The 18,477-nt window shown below is 44.2% G+C and carries 18 protein-coding genes; 3 read left to right on the forward strand and 15 right to left on the reverse strand.

The genetic code is table 11. The features are described 5' to 3' along the window. Window positions 1-42: 42 nt before the first annotated feature. The 7 genes from EDD59_RS08080 to rpsO form a co-directional block, all read right to left on the reverse strand. Entirely contained in the window at window positions 43-1,242 is a 1,200-nt protein-coding gene (locus EDD59_RS08080; RefSeq protein ID WP_132380789.1) for a stage III sporulation protein AE, read from the reverse strand. Then, a complete protein-coding gene (locus tag EDD59_RS08085; protein ID WP_132380791.1) occupies window positions 1,239-1,625 on the reverse strand; it encodes a SpoIIIAC/SpoIIIAD family protein in 387 nt (128 codons plus the stop codon). Before EDD59_RS08085 ends, EDD59_RS08080 begins: the two co-directional genes overlap by 4 nt. A 67-nt stretch (window positions 1,626-1,692) precedes the next feature. Next, window positions 1,693-1,887, reverse strand: coding sequence for a stage III sporulation protein AC (spoIIIAC, locus tag EDD59_RS08090; RefSeq protein ID WP_132380793.1), 195 nt, complete (start codon window positions 1,885-1,887; stop codon window positions 1,693-1,695). A 206-nt stretch (window positions 1,888-2,093) separates the two neighbouring features. Beyond that, complete coding sequence (locus EDD59_RS08095) at window positions 2,094-2,612, reverse strand: stage III sporulation protein AB (RefSeq protein WP_132380795.1); 519 nt, start codon at window positions 2,610-2,612, stop codon at window positions 2,094-2,096. Continuing rightward, window positions 2,597-3,541, reverse strand: a complete 945-nt coding sequence (spoIIIAA, locus tag EDD59_RS08100; RefSeq protein ID WP_132380797.1) for a stage III sporulation protein AA — start codon at window positions 3,539-3,541, stop codon at window positions 2,597-2,599. The genes EDD59_RS08095 and spoIIIAA overlap by 16 nt, the downstream gene beginning before the upstream one ends. A 327-nt stretch (window positions 3,542-3,868) precedes the next feature. Further along, complete coding sequence (locus tag EDD59_RS08105) at window positions 3,869-5,956, reverse strand: polyribonucleotide nucleotidyltransferase (RefSeq protein WP_132380799.1); 2,088 nt, start codon at window positions 5,954-5,956, stop codon at window positions 3,869-3,871. 183 nt (window positions 5,957-6,139) lie between these two features. After that, window positions 6,140-6,406 carry a 30S ribosomal protein S15 gene (gene rpsO, locus EDD59_RS08110; protein ID WP_132380801.1) on the reverse strand — a complete coding sequence of 89 codons (267 nt, stop codon included), beginning with the start codon at window positions 6,404-6,406 and terminating at the stop codon, window positions 6,140-6,142. 200 nt (window positions 6,407-6,606) lie between these two features. Here rpsO and EDD59_RS17760 point away from each other — a divergent pair, with 200 nt between their 5' ends. From EDD59_RS17760 to aroA, 3 genes are all read left to right on the forward strand, one after another. Next, window positions 6,607-6,750, forward strand: a complete 144-nt coding sequence (locus tag EDD59_RS17760; protein WP_165920892.1) for a hypothetical protein — start codon at window positions 6,607-6,609, stop codon at window positions 6,748-6,750. Between the two features lie 179 nt (window positions 6,751-6,929). Next, complete coding sequence (locus EDD59_RS08115; RefSeq protein ID WP_132380803.1) at window positions 6,930-8,027, forward strand: prephenate dehydrogenase; 1,098 nt, start codon at window positions 6,930-6,932, stop codon at window positions 8,025-8,027. 24 nt (window positions 8,028-8,051) lie between these two features. Further along, the gene (gene aroA, locus EDD59_RS08120) at window positions 8,052-9,344 is read left to right on the forward strand and encodes a 3-phosphoshikimate 1-carboxyvinyltransferase (RefSeq protein ID WP_132380805.1); all 1,293 of its coding nucleotides are present in this window, start codon (window positions 8,052-8,054) and stop codon (window positions 9,342-9,344) included. Here the strand turns inward: aroA and folK are convergent. The 8 genes from folK to EDD59_RS08165 all read right to left on the reverse strand — a co-directional run bounded on the left by folK (window position 9,339) and on the right by EDD59_RS08165 (window position 18,477). Beyond that, complete coding sequence (gene folK / locus EDD59_RS08125; protein ID WP_132380807.1) at window positions 9,339-10,172, reverse strand: 2-amino-4-hydroxy-6-hydroxymethyldihydropteridine diphosphokinase; 834 nt, start codon at window positions 10,170-10,172, stop codon at window positions 9,339-9,341. The genes aroA and folK overlap by 6 nt on opposite strands. Before the next feature lies 1 nt (window position 10,173). Then, window positions 10,174-10,989, reverse strand: a complete 816-nt coding sequence (folP, locus tag EDD59_RS08130) for a dihydropteroate synthase (protein ID WP_132380873.1) — start codon at window positions 10,987-10,989, stop codon at window positions 10,174-10,176. A gap of 104 nt (window positions 10,990-11,093) precedes the next feature. After that, window positions 11,094-11,648 carry a GTP cyclohydrolase I FolE gene (folE, locus tag EDD59_RS08140; protein WP_132380809.1) on the reverse strand — a complete coding sequence of 185 codons (555 nt, stop codon included), beginning with the start codon at window positions 11,646-11,648 and terminating at the stop codon, window positions 11,094-11,096. Then, on the reverse strand, window positions 11,645-12,940 hold the full coding sequence (locus EDD59_RS08145) for a bifunctional folylpolyglutamate synthase/dihydrofolate synthase (protein ID WP_132380811.1): 1,296 nt from the start codon (window positions 12,938-12,940) through the stop codon (window positions 11,645-11,647). Before EDD59_RS08145 ends, folE begins: the two co-directional genes overlap by 4 nt. A 162-nt stretch (window positions 12,941-13,102) precedes the next feature. Next, window positions 13,103-14,797: a [FeFe] hydrogenase, group A gene (locus tag EDD59_RS08150; RefSeq protein WP_132380813.1), complete on the reverse strand. Its 1,695-nt coding sequence runs from the start codon at window positions 14,795-14,797 to the stop codon at window positions 13,103-13,105. 12 nt (window positions 14,798-14,809) lie between these two features. Further along, the gene (nuoF, locus tag EDD59_RS08155; RefSeq protein WP_132380815.1) at window positions 14,810-16,696 is read right to left on the reverse strand and encodes an NADH-quinone oxidoreductase subunit NuoF; all 1,887 of its coding nucleotides are present in this window, start codon (window positions 16,694-16,696) and stop codon (window positions 14,810-14,812) included. 3 nt (window positions 16,697-16,699) lie between these two features. Further along, window positions 16,700-17,173 carry a complex I 24 kDa subunit family protein gene (locus EDD59_RS08160; RefSeq protein ID WP_132380817.1) on the reverse strand — a complete coding sequence of 158 codons (474 nt, stop codon included), beginning with the start codon at window positions 17,171-17,173 and terminating at the stop codon, window positions 16,700-16,702. 128 nt (window positions 17,174-17,301) lie between these two features. Then, window positions 17,302-18,477 (reverse strand): SpoIIE family protein phosphatase, encoded by a 1,176-nt coding sequence (locus EDD59_RS08165; protein ID WP_132380819.1) that lies wholly within the window; start codon window positions 18,475-18,477, stop codon window positions 17,302-17,304.

Genomic DNA, 18,477 nt, shown 5'->3' on the forward strand with positions numbered 1-18,477 from the left:
GTTGGGGTCAAAAAGTGTTTTGCCCCCATGATACCTTGCTGTTTAAGATGTTGTGGCTGTTATCACGGCAATAGTCAGCAAAAATAATATTCCTGTTGAAAGTATCACTTTTACAAGAAGCTCATAGCCTTCGCTGACACTGCTGATACAGTTTGTGATTCGTTTATCTGAAACAGGCTGAACCAAAGCAGCAGCCAGCTTATACATCAGCATCATAAAAACGTTCTGTAAAACAGGTACAGCGCAGATAGAAATTATAATAATTGCTCCTGCCATTCCAACGCCATTTTTTATCAATATAGCCGTACCCAATACTACATCGGTAACCCCGCCGATTGCATTTCCAATTCCCGGTATGGCCTGTGCTGTTTTTGTCAGGGCACTGCGTTTCAGTGTATCAATGGCTGGTGCAAGCATTCCCTGAATGACATTAATTCCAATCACTACAGAAATCAATGTTTTAAGAATCCATGAAACCAGTTTTTTTAAGAGTTCGGCAAACTGAGACAGATACTCTTCACCTGCGAGGTAATTTATCACCTGTACCATAATGTAAATATTAATAATCGGAAGGAGGAAACGTAAAATCAAAGCCTCCGCCACGTAAATCAAAAACAGTACAATATTGTAAAAGATCAGCGAACTGCTGCTTCCCGAAGCAATTGCCACTGCAAGAAAATAGCTGGGACACAGAACCCTCATAAAGTCCAGCAGCACATCCAGCTGGCCTTCAATTCCTTCCATTGCAATCCGAAATACATTCAGGCACATTGTAATCAGAAGAATATATAAAACATAAAAACTGATTTCCGATACCTGTTTGTTCTGGAACGCATTGGAGAAGTTCGTAAAAACAGCCGCAATAATAGCAATCAGAAGTATATAGACCAGATTTTGCCTGTTCTGTCTAAATTCATAGGAAAACTGGTCAGCCACAAATTCCAGGATTTGCTTTCCGGCACCCGCCCCCTCTCCTTGTATCAAGGATGACACTAATTCTTGAAAGGTAATTTTTTTCTCTGGAAACAGCTTTTGTAGGCTGTCATCTATTTCCGTGAAATCAAATTCTGAAAACAGTTTATTTTCAGTCTCGTTTTCAAGTGCGCCATAATCTATATCCTCTTCATTCTCGGCCCCGCATACAGTCAGGCAGCAGCCTCGCCCATTTCCCAAAAATATTACTGCAAATATCAGAAGAAATAGTATGACATGTCCAAATGTTTTTCCTTGTTCTCTCTTCATGACAAAAACTCCTGGATTGTTTCCAAAAGGGCGAGCAGCACAGGCAGTCCAAGTGCCAGTATAGTGAGCTTACTGAAAATTTCAATTTGCACGGCTATTGTCTGGTATCCCGCGTCTTTACAGACACTTGAGGAAAACTCGGCAATATAAGTAATCCCAATCATTTTCAGCATAGTTGCAATATAGCTGGCATCAATTTTAATATATTGCCTCACCTGGGACACTGCCTTCACAAACATCCCAAGCCTGTCTACAATACATGCAAAAATAAAAATACTGATAGCCACACTTATATAAATCCCATATTCTGACTTCCCGCCTTTAAACTGTATGGACAGAAGGGCACCGATTACACCTATAATACCTATCTGAATTATGCTCATAGAATACCTCCTTTCCCATATGCCGTATTTTTGTCATTACAAATACTGACCAAAACCCTCGAAATCTTTACAGAGCGAATAATTGTTTGATAGATGTGAATAGGTCATATATGTAAGGAAGTATCCATGACAGTACAAGTATCAGCCCTGCAAGGCTCGTAAGAAATGCCTGTTCATCCCGCCCACTGTGTTTGAGAACCTGGCTTAAGATAGAAACCAGTATCCCCACCGCCGCAATTTTAAATATCAAATTTATGGTCATGGAACCCTCCTGTCTTTATATTGATGTAGGGGTCAAAAGGTATTTTGCCCCCTGATACCTACGGATTGCTCCGCACTTTGTGTTCCCGCAATCCTAAAAGCATTCGAAATCCGCCCTACTTGGGCTACTTTCTCATGTTTTGCGGGTCCCAAAGTCATGCTTTTTCATGCAAGCATGAAACGCATGACCTTTTGACCCTGGTATCTTTATATTAATATGACAACCAAAAAAACCCCGCCCATCACGCCGAGGCAGCTGCCAATTCTTTTCTTTGACGACATGCCTTCTCTCACTTTTTCAATTTCCAGCTCAAGTCTATTGATGTAAAGCTGCATGGTCCTGCTGGAAGTCTTGCCGTCCAGCTGTCCCAGAAATGTCCCCAGTTCTTTCAGTTGAATAGAATGTGCACTTTTTAGATGAAGTTCACTTAAGTTTTTATCTACAGCCCGAATCCATATTTTTGCGAATTCATCCTCTTCCCTATTTTCTATCTGCCACTCCATACTTTTAAGCCAGGTTCTGTAAGGATTCTTTACTCTCACTGCAACCCTTCCGAATATTTCTCCCAGAGGTACATTGGAATATTCCATCTCGCCTTTCAGCATATATACAATATGACGAATGTACAAAAGCTTCTCCAGATATCGCTGCAATTCCACCCCATATACCATCCCTGCGCCCGTCGTTGCTGTAATAATCAGCAAGCTGCCTATAAATCTCTGCATAGCAGACTCCCCCGTTCATCATAGACTTCCCGTATCTCTCCGGGTTTTTTTTCGTTTCCCAGTATAATATAGCGCTCAAACCTGCGTTCTTTAATCAGTTTCCCAAGCACAGGCTTGTCTTTCGCTTCATCCATAGACATTCCATGTACGCTGGCAATCATCTTGCAGCCGCATTGCATGGCATATTCAATAGCATGTATATCCTCAGGAGCACCAATTTCGTCTACTGCGATAACCTGTGGTGCCATAGAGCGTATCAGCATAATCATCCCCTCCGCTTTTGGACATCCATCCAGTATATCCGTGCGCATCCCCAGCTGATTTTGGGCAATTCCAAGGTAACAGCCGCCAATCTCCGAACGTTCATCTACTACACCCACCGTGCAGCCCTTAATATATGTGTTTCCGTCCGATATCTGCCGTATCAGATCCCGGATTAATGTTGTCTTCCCACAGCGGGGTGGTGAAATCACCAATGTATGGCATATCTGACGGTTTTTTGTAAGAAAAGGCAGCACCTTGTCTGCGCATCCCAAAACCTCGTGGGCCATTCTTATGTTCACGGATGAAATATACTGCAAATTCTTCACCTTGTCGCCTTCCAGTATTGCTTTTCCCATCACTCCCACACGATGTCCTCCTTCAATTGTGATAAACCCCTGCCTCATTTCCTGCTCATAGGCGTAAAGAGAGTAATGACTGACGTATTCCATCGTTTCCCTTATTTCATCCTTGGTTACCAGATGCGCCTGTGCCTGTCCTGACGGCAGCAGCCATTCCTCATTGTCATAAATTATGCCAAGAGGCTTCCCAACCCTCATCCGAACCTCCTGCAGCTTTTTAAAATCCAGTCTCTGGGCTTCCACAACAGTCCGGATGGATTTCGCGAGCACCTGAAGCACCTGATGTTCTCTATTTTCTCCACTCATCTTGTCCACCTCTTTAAACAATATATGAACACATTCCGGAAATATGCCTGAACTTACCGAAACACGCTTTGCAAATTTTACTCGTCACTCACGTAAAAAAGAAGCGCATGGATAAGGCTGATTTATAATCAATCCTTATTCATACGCTTCTTTCTTTATTCCCGCGAGCAACGAGCCAAGCGGAAATGCTTGCATTTCCATTTGGCGACTGCCGCGAGGGTCAAATACCCCGCAGCTTGCTGCGCTGCAAGTTTGATGCCCCGTCAGCTTGCTGCGGGGTATTTGACTCTTATAAAGGCATCAAGCCAAACTCTGGCTTCCCACTTTTTATTCTGCTACATCTCTCATGCTAAAGCTGAATCTTCCCATCTTGTCCTTACCCATGCATACAACCTTAACAATATCCCCCAGTTTGAGTACATCTTCCACCTTGTTCACTCTTTCCTTGGAAATTTTGGAAATGTGGACCATTCCTTCCTTCCCGGGAGCAAATTCCAAAAATGCACCAAACTCCTTAATGCTGATTACTTTCCCCTCAAATATCTGTCCGGCTTCAAAGTCTGTCGTGATAATAGCAATCATCTTCGCTGCTTTATCCATATCTTCTTTATCTGTGCCACAGATGGATACAGCTCCATCATCAGTGATATCAATTTTCACTCCGGTCTGCTCAATAATCGTATTGATAGTCTTTCCTCGCTGTCCCACCACATCGCCAATCTTTTGCGGGTCAATCTGCATCTGAATAATCTTCGGTGCATAGGTTCCCACCTGTGTCCTGGGTTCTGCAATTGTCTTGTTCATAACTTCATCCAAAATATAAGTTCTGGCCTTCTTGGTAGCTGCGATGGCTTCTTCGATAATCTGTCTTGTAAGCCCGTGAATCTTAATGTCCATCTGAATCGCCGTGATACCCTTGTGAGTACCAGCTACCTTAAAGTCCATATCTCCAAAAAAATCTTCCAGACCCTGAATATCCGTCAATACCAGATAATCCTCATCTGTGTCTCCTGTCACCAGGCCTGCAGAGATACCTGCCACTGCTGCTTTAATTGGTACGCCTGCAGCCATCAGGGACATACTGGACGCACAGATACTTGCCTGTGAAGTTGAGCCATTAGACTCAAAGGTCTCGGACACAGTACGGATTGCGTAAGGAAATTCGGATTCATCCGGCAATACGGGAATCAATGCTCTTTCTGCCAGTGCTCCATGTCCGATTTCACGCCGTCCCGGCCCTCTGGACGGTCTCGTCTCGCCTACAGAGTAGGACGGGAAATTATAGTGGTGCATATATCTTTTTGATGTCTCTGCCTCATCTAGTCCATCAATTCTCTGAGCCTCAGACAGAGGTGCCAGTGTAGTGACCGTACAAATCTGAGTCTGGCCTCTTGTAAACATAGCAGAGCCATGTACTCTCGGAATCAGGTCAATTTCTGCAGCCAGCGGGCGGATCTGATCAATGAGACGTCCGTCGGGGCGCTTGTGGTCTTTCAAAATCATCTTTCTGACGGTCTTTTTCTGATACTGGTATACCGCTTCATCCAGCACGTTCAGCCATTCGTCATTTTCAGCAAATGCTTCTTCTAATTTGTTTTTAATCACACGGATGTTTTCTTCCCGTGTCTGCTTATCATCTGTGAATACAGCCTCTTCCATGGCAGCAGGCGGTACAACCTCCTGAATCGCCGCAAACAGTTCTTCCGGAACCGCACAGCTCTCATAAGAATGTTTTGGCTTTCCGTACTCTGCAACGATAGTATCAATGAAAGCAATTACTTTCTGGTTTACGTCATGTGCCGCAAAGATAGCATCTATCATCTGAGCCTCCGGTACTTCATTGGCCCCGGCCTCAATCATGATTACTTTTTCTTTTGTAGAAGCAACCGTAAGTGCAAGATCAGAAGCTTCTTTCTGTGAGGCAGTAGGATTAAACACAAACTCTCCGTCCACCAGACCCATCTGCGTTGTAGAAATCGGTCCGTCAAAAGGAATATCTGAAATGCATGTGGCAATTGCCGCTCCCAGCATAGCAGTCAGCTCAGGGCTGCAGTCCTGGTCCACAGACATCACCAGGTTCTCCAGTGTCACATCATTTCTGTAATCCTTGGGGAATAGAGGTCTCATAGGTCTGTCAATTACACGGCAGGTGAGGACTGCATTCTCAGATGCCTTGCCTTCTCTCTTATTAAAACCTCCTGGAATCTTTCCTACCGCATATTGTCTTTCATTATACTCCACACTCAAAGGGAAAAAATCGATTCCCTCTCTTGGCTTTTCGGATGCCGTCGCCGTACTAAGTACGGTTGTGTCGCCGTAATGCATCAACACGGCACCATTCGCCTGTTTTCCGACTCTGTCCACATCTACGCGCAGGGTTCTGCCGGCCAGTTCCATTTCAAATTTTTTAAACATATTTGTCTCCTTTAAAATACATTATTTTGGACAGCGAACTCCGAAACTACTGAAAAATATATTAGTATCCGCTAATATCCTTTTCAGTGGTCTCGGCTCTTTCTCATCTGTCCTTAACCTTAAATAGCACAGCAAAGGTTCCGATGCTGATGACACGCAAACGGAACCTTGATGGATTTGAAATTATTTTCTTAATCCGAGTTTTTCAATCAAAGTACGGTATCTTTCGATATCCTTATTTTTGAGATATGCAAGCATATTACGTCTCTGTCCTACCATCTTCAGAAGACCTCTTCTTGAATGATGATCCTTCGGATTTGCTTTGAAGTGCTCTGTCAGCTCGTTGATTCTTGCTGTAAGAATTGCAATCTGTACCTCCGGAGAACCTGTGTCTCCCTCACTTCTTCCATACTCTGTAATGATTGCCTGTTTCTTTTCCTTTGCGATCATGTCTTGTTTCCTCCTTTTATTATTTTACAAACTGCCTGATATTAAGTAATGGCCGGAGTAATCCGATTACCGAATATCGGCTGAATCCATACCCAAAGAGTATAGCATAAGACGATATAGATGTAAAGAAAATTCTGTAACAGTTCAGCCATGCGAATTTTCGTCAGCATAAGCAGGAGAAAGCTTGCTTTCGTATGCATATGCTGACGAAAATTCATATGGTGCTCTGCCACAGCGAGATGAAGCGCAGCGGAATCGAGCTGATGGCTGAACTGTTACAAAGTTCAGCAGCTCCTTTTAAAAGAATGGAAAATCGAATTTACTTTTGCACAGCAAGATGTTAAACTAATTTTGTATATTTTATTCCCGCGAGCAACGAGCCAAGCGGAAATGCTTGCATTTTCATTTGGCGACTGCCGCGAGGGTCAAATACCCCGCAGCTTGCTGCGCTGTAAGTTTGATGCCCCGTCAGCTTGCTGCGGGATCTTTGACTTTGAATTAGCGACAGGAAAGGATTTCATTTATGTTAACAAAAAAGATCGGCTTCATTGGCCTGGGACTGGTTGGCGGTTCTATTGCAAAGGCAATACGCCAGTATTACCCGGACTATGAAGTTCTTGCATTTGATAAAAATAAGGAAACTCTGGCTCTGGCAGTTCAGGAGGGAACAATCCGTACATTCTGTTCTTCTATTGACAAGAATTTCGAAGGGTGCAGTTATATTTTTCTCTGTGCTCCTATTACATATAACACAGCTTATCTCAGACAGCTCAAGGATTTCATTAACACGGATTGTATTCTGACAGATGTGGGAAGTGTCAAGACATCAATTCACAAGGAGATTACCCGCCTTGGTCTGGAAGAGAACTTTATCGGCGGACATCCTATGGCCGGCTCTGAAAAAAGCGGATACAGTAATTCAAAATCAATTTTAATTGAAAATGCATATTACATCCTTACACCTTCCGCAAAAGTCTCTTCTAAAAAAGTTGACGAATACCGGACTTTCGTTGAATCACTGAAAGCCCTTCCTATCATATTAGATTACAAAGAGCATGATTATATCACTGGAACCATAAGCCACCTGCCTCATATCATTGCCTCCAGCCTGGTAAATTTTGTGCATGAGACAGACACAGAAGAGGAACTGATGAAAAATCTGGCTGCAGGCGGCTTTAAGGATATTACGAGAATTGCCTCATCCTCTCCAATCATGTGGCAGCAGATTTGTCTGAAAAACAAGGAAAATATCTCCAATATTCTCAGAGAATATATTGAAACATTAAAAAGAGCTTTAGCGTCCATAGATAAGAGTTCTGAGGAGGAGCTGTTTACATTTTTTGAGACCTCAAAAGATTACCGGGATTCTATGCCTAACAGTTCTGCCGGGCCAATCAAAAAGAGCTTTGCTCTTTACTGCGATATTATTGATGAGACGGGAGGAATTGCCACCATTGCCACTATTCTGGCAAGTAATAATATCAGTATCAAGAATATCGGCATTGTACATAACCGGGAGTTTGAGGAAGGAGTACTGCGCATTGAATTTTACGATGAACTTTCCTCGGGCAAGGCAGCTGAGCTGCTGCAGAAATACAGATATATCGTTTATAAAGTGTAGGTAACTATTCAGGAGGGCAGAAATATGGAGTTAACCAACATTACAGGATTAAAAGGCCAAATCACAGTACCCGGAGATAAATCCATTTCCCACCGCAGCATTATTCTTGGCTCTATAGCCAAAGGAACTACCGAGGCCCATAATTTTCTAGAAGGAGCCGATTGCCTGGCTACTATAGATTGTTTCCGCAAGCTTGGAGTTGAGATTGAGCAAAAACAGGACACCGTTATCGTCCACGGAAAGGGGCTCTATGGATTAACACCCCCTTCAGACATACTAAATGTGGAGAACAGCGGTACTACTACAAGATTGATTTCCGGCATTCTCTGCGGGCAGGAGTTCGACTCTAAAATTTCGGGGGATGAATCCTTGAATTTACGTCCTATGAAACGGATCATGGAACCCTTGACGCAGATGGGCGCAAATATTTCCAGCATCCTGCGCAATGACTGCGCACCCCTTTACATCACAAAAGGAAATCTTCACGGTATCCATTATACGTCACCGGTTCCTTCGGCTCAGGTGAAATCCTGCATCTTGCTGGCCGGGCTCTACGCTGAGGGGGAAACCTCCGTGACCGAATCGACGCTATCCAGAAACCATACAGAGCTCATGCTTCAGAATTTCGGTGCTGACCTGACTTCCTCACACGAGCTTCTGGATATTCGTACAACTGCCTCTATCCGTCCGGGAAGTGAACTATACGCTCAAAAAATTATGGTGCCCGGAGATATTTCTTCTGCCGCCTATTTCATTGCCGCCGGCCTTATTGTGCCGGACTCCGAAATATTAATTAAGAATGTGGGAATCAACCCCACACGTGCCGGAATGCTGAAAGTATGCGAGGACATGGGAGGTGATGTTACACTCCTGAATGAGCATACCAGCAGCGGTGAAAAAGCCGCCGATATACTTGTCCGCACCAGTCAGCTGCACGGTATCACTATAGAAGGAAGCATTATCCCTGCATTAATAGATGAAATCCCCGTTATTGCCGTTATGGCAGCCATGGCAGAAGGTACCACCATTATACGTGATGCGGGAGAATTGAGAGTGAAGGAAACAGACAGGATAGAAACGATTACCGATAATCTGAGAGCAATGGGTTGTCCTGCAGATCCTACTTTTGACGGTATGGTAATAGAGGGCGGAAGGCCTCTCCACGGGGCAACCGTCCATACCCTCTTCGATCACCGGATTGCCATGGCTTTCAGCGTTGCCGCACTGGCGGCGGAAGGAACGACCCATATTCTCAACAGTGAATGTGTAGATGTGTCTTATCCTTCCTTTTATGATACTTTTGAACTGCTATTATAGAGAAACAGAACGCGATTCATTTAAAGCAGCGAGCATTTCCTTAACAGTTTTTCCGTTTCCGGGATGATGCTTATACGGTGCTATTTCCACAAGCGGCCGCAGCACAAAATCCCGGTTCTGCATATCTGCATGGGGGATACACAACGTATCTGACCCCAATATTAGATCATCATAAAAAAGGATGTCCAGATCAAGAGTCCTCGGCCCCCAGTGGATGGTTCTCTCCCTCCTGGCATCCTGTTCGATTTTGTGTAACATATCCAGCAACTCTTCTGGAGATAAAAGTGTGTCAAGCTCCAGGCATCCATTCAGAAAATCGTCCTGCTCCGTCATTCCATAGGGAGGGGTAATCAGCCAGGAGGAGGTCTTTGTCACCTGACATCCCCGAACCTCGTCCAAGGCTTTTACGGCATCATCCAAATATTTCTGTTTATCTCCCATATTAGAACCAAGTGCAATATATGCAGTGTGCCATTGCCTTTCAATCTTTACAGAGACATATTTCACAGGCAGGCCTACCGGTGCCCACGGTTTTTTTAACTCCAGCTCTACTTTCTTCAGATGCTTCGTCTGGAGAAGAAGCTCTTCCGCCAGACTTTCCGCCGCACGTTCAATAAGTTTATATGTATGCCTTTTCATATAATCATTTACAAACTGACTGACCTCACCATAATGAATGGATGCTGTCAAGTCATCCGTCTGACCGGCAAGTCTTGTATTTGTATATAAAATGATAGATACAAGAAATTTCTGCCCAAGAACATTTTCTTCCGGGTATACCCCGTGATTTGCAAATACTTCTAAATCTTCTATTTTAATCTGATCCATCTTACACCTCATGTTTCCGCATAATTGCTTCTGTCATCTGTATAGCACGTTTGTTTCGTTTCACATCATGCACACGCACAAAGGCACATCCGCTTAATATGCCCAGAACAGTTGTCACCAGAGTGCCTTCCTCTCTCTGGTTTACAGGTAAATCTAAAGTTAATCCAATCACACCTTTTCTTGACGTGCCGAGGAGAAGCGGATATCCCAACTCTTTTAGATGGTTCAGCTTTTTTATAATTTCCAGGTTCATTTCATAAGTCTTTCCAAACCCTACACCCGGATCCAAAATAATCTTGTCCTTTTTAATCCCCGCACTTCCGGCAATATCCGCGCTTACCTGTAAATCCTCAAGCACATTCTGTAAAAAGTTCTTATATTCTGCTTTTTCCCTGTTATGCATCAAGCAGCACGCCGTCTGTCCTTTTGCAATCACATCTGCCATTTTATCATCATATTTCAAACCCCAGATATCATTTATCAAATCTGCCCCGGCTAAAACAGCGGCTTGTGCGACTTTGCTTTTGTAAGTGTCAACAGAGATGGGTATATCAAACTCCTTTTTCAATCCTTCCAGCACAGGCATAATCCGCTCAATTTCCTCTTCATCTGTAACTTTTATATGTCCCGGACGGGTAGATTCTCCGCCTATATCCAAAATATCCGCACCTTCCTGAATCATCTCTTCTGCATGTTTAAGCGCCCCCTCTATATGGTTATATTTTCCGCCATCAGAGAAGGAATCCGGTGTTACATTTAAAATCCCCATAATATAAATATGCTTTTCTGTATCAAACTCTTTTTTTCCTATTCTCATATTCTTCTCACCACTCGATTTCCATGTTCTTCCTCTCACCGCTCCAATTACATTCTGCCTCTGCCGGACACGAGTAGCAGGGTCTGGATAGCTTGTAAAACTTTCTATTTTATCATCTGAAAAAACAAGTTTATAAGTTCCGGATTGTTTGAAAATCCACCCCTTTTCACAACAGTGACAGTCTGACTGCCCGGCTTTTTGATTCCCCGCATTGTCATGCACATATGCTCTGCTTCAAGCATTACACACACACCCTTTGGATTTAGGCTTTCCATCAGAGCATCGGCAATCTGTGCAGTCAGCTGCTCCTGAAGCTGCAGCCGCCGTGCAAACATCTCCACAGTTCTTGCAAGCTTGCTTAATCCCACAACCTTTCCGTCGGGAATATATGCAATGTGAGCCTTCCCGTAAAACGGAAGAAGGTGATGTTCACAAATGGAATAAAAGGTAATATTCTTCTCTACAACCATTTCATTATTATCCACATGAAAAGTTTTTTTCAAGTGCTCTTCGGCGCTTTCTTCCATTCCGCCATATATTTCTTCATACATCCGTGCAATACGCTCCGGTGTGTCTTTAAGGCCTTCCCGTCCTGAGTCTTCTCCTATCCCCTCCAGAAGCAGACGGACTGCCTGTTTTACTTTTCCCTGATCTATCATTTTTGCTCTCCCCTCTTTTTAACCAGCTCCATCACCAGTCCCAAATAGGACAAAGAGCCAAATGTCAGTATCACATCCTCTTTGGCCGCTGCCAGAAATGCATCCTTTACGGCCTCGGAAATAGCTGTCTCCGCCTTTACATCGGGGCAATATAGACTCAGCGCCCCCGCCAGTTCTGCTGCTTTCAGTGTCCGGTCTGTATCTGGCAGATCTACTGTAAAAATCTTAGAGGCCATAGGTCCCATAATATGTGCTATTTTTTGATATTCCTTATCCTGGAAGACCCCCATAATAAAGATAAGCCTTTTCCCGGGAAAATAAGTTTCAACAGATTCCCGCAGGCGTAAAGCGGCCTCCTCATTATGGGCCCCGTCTACAATAAATATCGGGTTGGTACTGATACAGGTAAATCTTCCCGGCCACACTGTTTTTTCGAAACCTTTTCTGAGCGATTCTTCTGGTATACGATATCCGGCATCCTGTAGCGCGTCTATAAGTTCCAATACAGTTACCCCATTCATAATCTGGTATCTGCCTGCCATGGAAATATGAATATCTGCCCGGTTCTTATAGGTAAAATGCTGCCCACTCCAGCTTTCTTCCAAAATTTCCACCTTGCCTGCATCCGCCTTATATATCCTGCACCCAAGCTCACCTGCACACTGTTCAAAAACCTCCATCACTTCCGGCTTTTGCCCGGCTGTCACAACCACACAGCCTGGCTTCATAATTCCGGCCTTATTCCCTGCTATCTCCTTCAGACTTTCTCCCAACAATTCCATGTGGTCACGACTGACAGATGAAAATACGGCGGCTATTGTGTTTTTTACAACGTTAGTCGCATCCAGTGTCCCCCCCAGACCGGTTTCCAGCACTACGAAATCACATTGCATTCTCTTGAAATACAAAAAAGCCACTGCCGTTTCAGCCTCAAAAACAGTGGGACTTGCCTCACCATGAGCCTCCATACGTACAATAGCTTTCTGAACTTCTCTCACTAATTCTGCGAAATCATCTTCCGGTATCCATTTCCCGTCTACCTGAATCCGCTCCAGATAGGAAACTACTGTTGGTGATACATATCGTCCTGTTTGGTACCCTGCCTCACTTAAAATTGTTGAAGTGTATGCAAGCACAGATCCCTTGCCATTAGTCCCTGCGATATGTATGAACTTTAAGTCATCCTGAGGATTATCAAGTTCATTCAACAAACCTCGAATCGTATCCAAGCCAAGTACACTTCCGTATTTCGACACTTCGTCCAAATATACCCTTGCTTCTTTATAGGTCACGTTTCCTGTTTCCTTTCGTATAATATTATGATGATACCAGGGTCAAAAGGCCATGCTTTTCCATGCAAGCATGAAACGCATGGCCTTTTGACCCTGGTATCATCATATCACCAAATAATATTTATCACAAGTGAATGAAAGAAAAACACTGTTACTTTTTCGTTATACTTCTGCTTTATTATGATGCAGCAGCTTATGCTCTTTCCCTTTCAGAATCCCATCATAAACTGTCATTACAATCGGATTCTGATTGGAAAGTTTTATCTGGGACATATGATCAATTTTATAAATTCCTTCCAGTCTTGCCTTTTTTGTCCTTGCTCCGATTGGCACCGGCTGCCCACCGCCGGCAATGCATCCTCTTTTACAGGCCATCACTTCAACAAAATCATAATATACTTCGCCCGCTTTCATCTTATCCAGCACTTTCGAAGCACACTGCAGTCCATTTACAACTGCCAGTTTCACTTCCCGGTCTTTTAGCTTTACAGATGCTTCTTTGATGCCGTCAACTCCGCGGACCCCGGTGAAACTAATTGCCTCAAGATCCTCTGCTTTGTTGCTGTCTATCAGCCGGCGCAGTACTGCCTCAGTGACACCTCCGGTCACCCCAAAAATGGCACCGGCCCCAGATGCAATTCCAAAGGGCATATCCATTGTTTCCGGCTGGACCTGGGCAAGATCAATTCCCGCCTCCTGAATCATCCGGGTCACTTCCGTTGTCGTCAGCACATAATCCACATCCTGTGCCCCTTCTGTAAAGTAATCCGGCCTTTTAATCTCCGCCTTTTTTGCCGTGCAGGGCATGATAGACACAACGATTGTTTTCCGATTATCCTCTCCGTCATTCATTCGAGCTTCTTCTTTGATTAGTGCACCGAACATTCCCTGGGGGGAACGGCAGGATGAGATATTTTCTTTGAATTCCGGATATTTTTTTTCACAAAAAGTCACCCACGCAGGGCAGCATGATGTGAACAGGGGAAGTTTTGTCCCGGATTCCAGACGTTCTGTCAGCTCTTTTGACTCCTCCATAACTGTAAGATCCGCGCCGAAATTCGTGTCATATATTTCGTCAAATCCAATTCTTCGCAGAGCTGCCACCAGGCGTCCAAGGGTGTTTTCGCCTTTCCTTATCCCAAATTTATCTCCAACTGCCACTCGTACCGCAGGAGCAATCTGGGCTACGACTCTCGTGTTTTTTCCAGACAATGCGGCCCATACAGAGTGTACATTTGAATTGAGGGTAATCGCCCCTGTAGGACAGACAGCGCGGCACTGGCCGCACCCCACACAGTCTGTCTGGGCCAGATTTTTATTAAAAGCCGGCGTCACCTGCATTTTGGAACCGCGGAATGAAAAATCCAGTATACCCAATCCCTGTATCTCGTCACAGGTCCGGACACAATCACCGCATAATATACATTTATTAGGATCTCTTACGATACATTCTGACGTCATATCCAGTGGCAGCTCTTTTTTGTTGTTTTCAAAACGAATTTCCCGTACTCCCAGTTGTCTGGAAAGTCTCTGCAATACACAAACTCCGTTTTTTGCGCAGGTTGTACATTCACGGCAGTGGGATGCCAGCAGAAGCTCAAGAATCATTTTTCTGTGGTGCTGCAATTTGGGGGTATTTGTGTAAATTTTCATCCCGTCTCTCGGAGTTTCCGAGCAAGATGCGAACACTTTTCCTCTTTCATCCTCCACCACACACATACGGCATGCCCCGTAGGTGGACAATTCAGAATGATAGCAGAAAGTGGGCAGATCAATCCCTGACTTTCGAATGACCGAAAGAACATTTTTCTCATTTGTAAATGCCACTCGCCTGTTATTAATTGTCATATAATTCATACTCATTTCCTCCTATCCTTCCATGTATATAGCACCAAATGCACAGGCACTTTCGCAGGCACCGCACTTAATGCAAGTTGTGGTATCTATAACATATGGTTCCTTTATTTTCCCGCTGATAGCATTCACAGGACAGTTTCTCGCACACTTAGAACAGCCCTTGCACAAAGCAGGCGCTATCATATACTTTTGCAGTGCGGTGCAGGTGTGGGATGCACATTTCTTGTCCATAACATGTTCTTCATATTCATCCCTAAACAGCTTTAATGTACTCATAACCGGCAGTGCAGCACTTTTCCCCAGGCCACACAGTGCAGTTTCCGTGATTGTTAAGGCCAGCTCTTCCAGCAAGTCTAAATCCTCCGGCTCACCATTTCCCGCCACAATTCTTTCCAGGATCTCCAGCATACGCTTGGTTCCTTCCCTGCACGGAACACATTTTCCGCAGCTCTCATTCTGCGTAAAATTCATGAAAAATCTTGCGACCTCCACCATGCAGGTCTTATCATCCATGACCACCAAACCGCCGGAGCCTATCATTGCCCCCATCTTTTTTAAAGAATCGAAGTCCAAGCTTACATCCAAATGTGGAGAGATCAGACATCCGCCGGAGGGCCCTCCGATCTGTACCGCCTTGAATTTCCCGTCCCCCTTAATGCCTCCACCTATATCATAGATGACCTCCCTCAAAGTCGTCCCCATAGGCACCTCTATAAGCCCCGTATGCTTTACGCTCCCTGTCAAAGCAAATGCTTTTGTTCCGGGACTGTTCTCAGGTCCAATATTACGAAACCACTGTGCACCTTCCGTAATAATAAGAGGCACATTCGCAAAAGTCTCTACATTGTTCAACACAGTGGGTTTGCCGAAGAGTCCCTGCTCCACAGTTCTTGGAGGTTTTACCCGGGGCATCCCTCTGTTTCCTTCAATAGACGCCGTCAGGGCGCTCCCCTCTCCACAGACGAATGCACCTGCACCACGATTGATATGTAAGCAGAAGGAAAAATCTGTCCCTAAAATATTGCTGCCGAGCAGACCACATTCCTCTGCCTGTGCAATGGCAAGTTTCAGCCTGGCAATAGCTAAAGGATATTCCGCACGTACATAAATATATCCCTCATCTGCTCCAACTGCGCAGGCGGCAATCATCATACCCTCTATCATCTTGTGAGGGTCACCCTCCATGATACTTCTATCCATGAATGCGCCCGGATCTCCCTCATCACCATTACAGACTACATATCGCTTCTTCTCACGCTGCCGTGCCACCTGGGACCATTTGTAACCTGTCTGAAAGCCTCCTCCCCCACGTCCTCTTAAATTCGATTTCGTAATTTCCTGAATCACTTCTGCCGGCTTCATCTCAAAGAGAACCTTTTCCAGCGCCTGATACCCTCCCGCAGACAAATATTCCTTAATATTCTCGGCGTCAATCTGACCGCAGTTTTTCAAAACATGCCGTGTCTGTTTTTTGTAAAACGGGATGTCCTCCTGCTTGGGATATTCCACATCTCCCTGCTTAAACAACAGATGTCGGACTATCTCCCCTTTTTCTATTGTTTTGTGAAAGATTTCATCACAGTCTTCTAATTGTACCTTTGTATACAATATGCCCTGAGGCTCTACCCTCATCAGAGGCCCCATCTCGCAAAAACCGTGACATCCACTCTTCTTAATGCCAATCTCACCGTCCCTGTGTGCAGCTTCTGCTTCAAAACAGACCTCTATATCCGGGTTCTCCTTTACCAGTTCACACATTCTGTCATAAATATCACCAGAGCCTCCTGCCAGGCACCCTGTACCTGCACAAATCAACACTCTGCATCTGCTTTGCTCTATCTGTTTGTTAGAATTTCCACGAACCTGCGCAAGAGTTTCCCTGTTTTCGATTCTTTTCATGGCTTAAACTCCTTTCAGTTCATGAATCAATTCCACTGCCGCATCCGGTGTCATAGCCGGATATACCTTGTCGTTGACCGTCAGCACCGGTGCAAGTCCACAGGCCCCGAGACAGGAAACCGTTTCAAGAGTAAACATCATATCCTCTGTTGTAGACTTCTCTTCGGAAAGTTTTAATTCGCTGTAAAGTTTTTCCAGAATCGGAATAGATTTGCGGACATGACAGGCTGTTCCATCACATATTTTAATAATGTACTTTCCCTTTGGCTCAAAAGAAAAGTTCTCGTAAAATGTGGCAACGCTGTATGCCTTTGCTTCATTGATTCCCAGCTTCTCAGCCACATAACTTAAAAGTTCTGACGGCAGATAACGGTATTCTGTCTGAATATCCTGGATAATCGGGATAAGGGATGCCTGGCTGGATCCGTGAGATGCTATGATTTCATCTGCCTTATCATAGTAAATCTGTTCTAACATGGGATACCTCCTCTGATAATGCCCGCTAAGCATCTCTGCTTAAATGGCACGTTTAATAGTTAAAAATTTGTCAATCCCTGTTATTATATGTTAAGGCAGAAAAATAAGCAATAGAAAACGTTGTTTTTTTAATAGTACATTATAGTTACTTTCTTTCCCATTTTTTCAGCTGCACTGCACAGCTGCTTTACTAAATTCATTCTTAAGCTTAGGTCAAAGCTTAAATCCGAGCTCTGATGTATCTCATTGACTGACGTGCCTACAAACAGATTTAGTTCTGTACACTCCTCAATCAATATTTTAGCGAGTTTTGAAGCTCCATTATCAGCATCCAGCTCATCAAAAAATTCTGTGTCAAACTCATCATTGATATAACGTTTTAATAATTTAAGTGTCCTGCCCAATGTCAGGACTCCCTCTGTCACCAGATCCAGCCCCTCTATCACTGCTATGGGCGGTATACCGGGATTGCTGTAATTTATTTTTGTGACAATATCTTTATGCAGGATGCGGGCTGCTATATTGGCGCTTGACCCTCCTGACACAATCTTTTTTCCTTCCATGTGCATAAAGTCATACATCAGCCTTTCATCATCGTCCATTCTCAAAGGAGGACCTGTAAAAATATTCACCACTCTTCTCTCAATAATTCTTGCCACGGCAATTGTGGTGTCATCTCCGGGCTTTTGCATATACAAATCATCACAGGCCTGACTCAGCATCGCGGCAAGTCTGGAAGCCGACAGAGTTTTCCTTGTACAGTTCAGAGTGTACTCAGCCATGCTTTTCCAGGTCCAACCATGAAGATTTAATATTTCTCCCGTACCGGCATAAATTACACCGTCGCTCATCAGAACAAAACAGTCATTTTGCTGCACCCTGAAGCAATATTCACGGATTTTCTTGCCCTCTATCACCATTTCTTCATAAGGATATTTTATAATCTTTTTATCGCGGATGAAAACACAGGCAGGATTGTCATATTCTATCAAGTGCGCGAACCCATTATGAAATATCTGCAGAATGCTGAAAGTTGCATAGGCCACATTCCGGACCTGACAGATGGGCAGAGTTTTGGCGACTGTCTCAACGCAGGATTCAATTTCTGCGCCTTCACAGAGCATGGTTCCCAAAATTTTAGCAGTAAGGGTAGCAAGAATATTCGCTTTCACGCCACTCCCCATTCCATCGGCCAAAATCATAATATCAGAATTTTCCGTTTTTAATATTTCCACCTTATCGCCGCACAGCTCTTCCTGATGCTTATTCAAACTCTTCCACGCTACATCAATACTCACACTCAT

Source organism: Muricomes intestini (genome assembly GCF_004346165.1).
GTDB classification, from domain to species: Bacteria; Bacillota; Clostridia; order Lachnospirales; family Lachnospiraceae; genus Muricomes; species Muricomes intestini.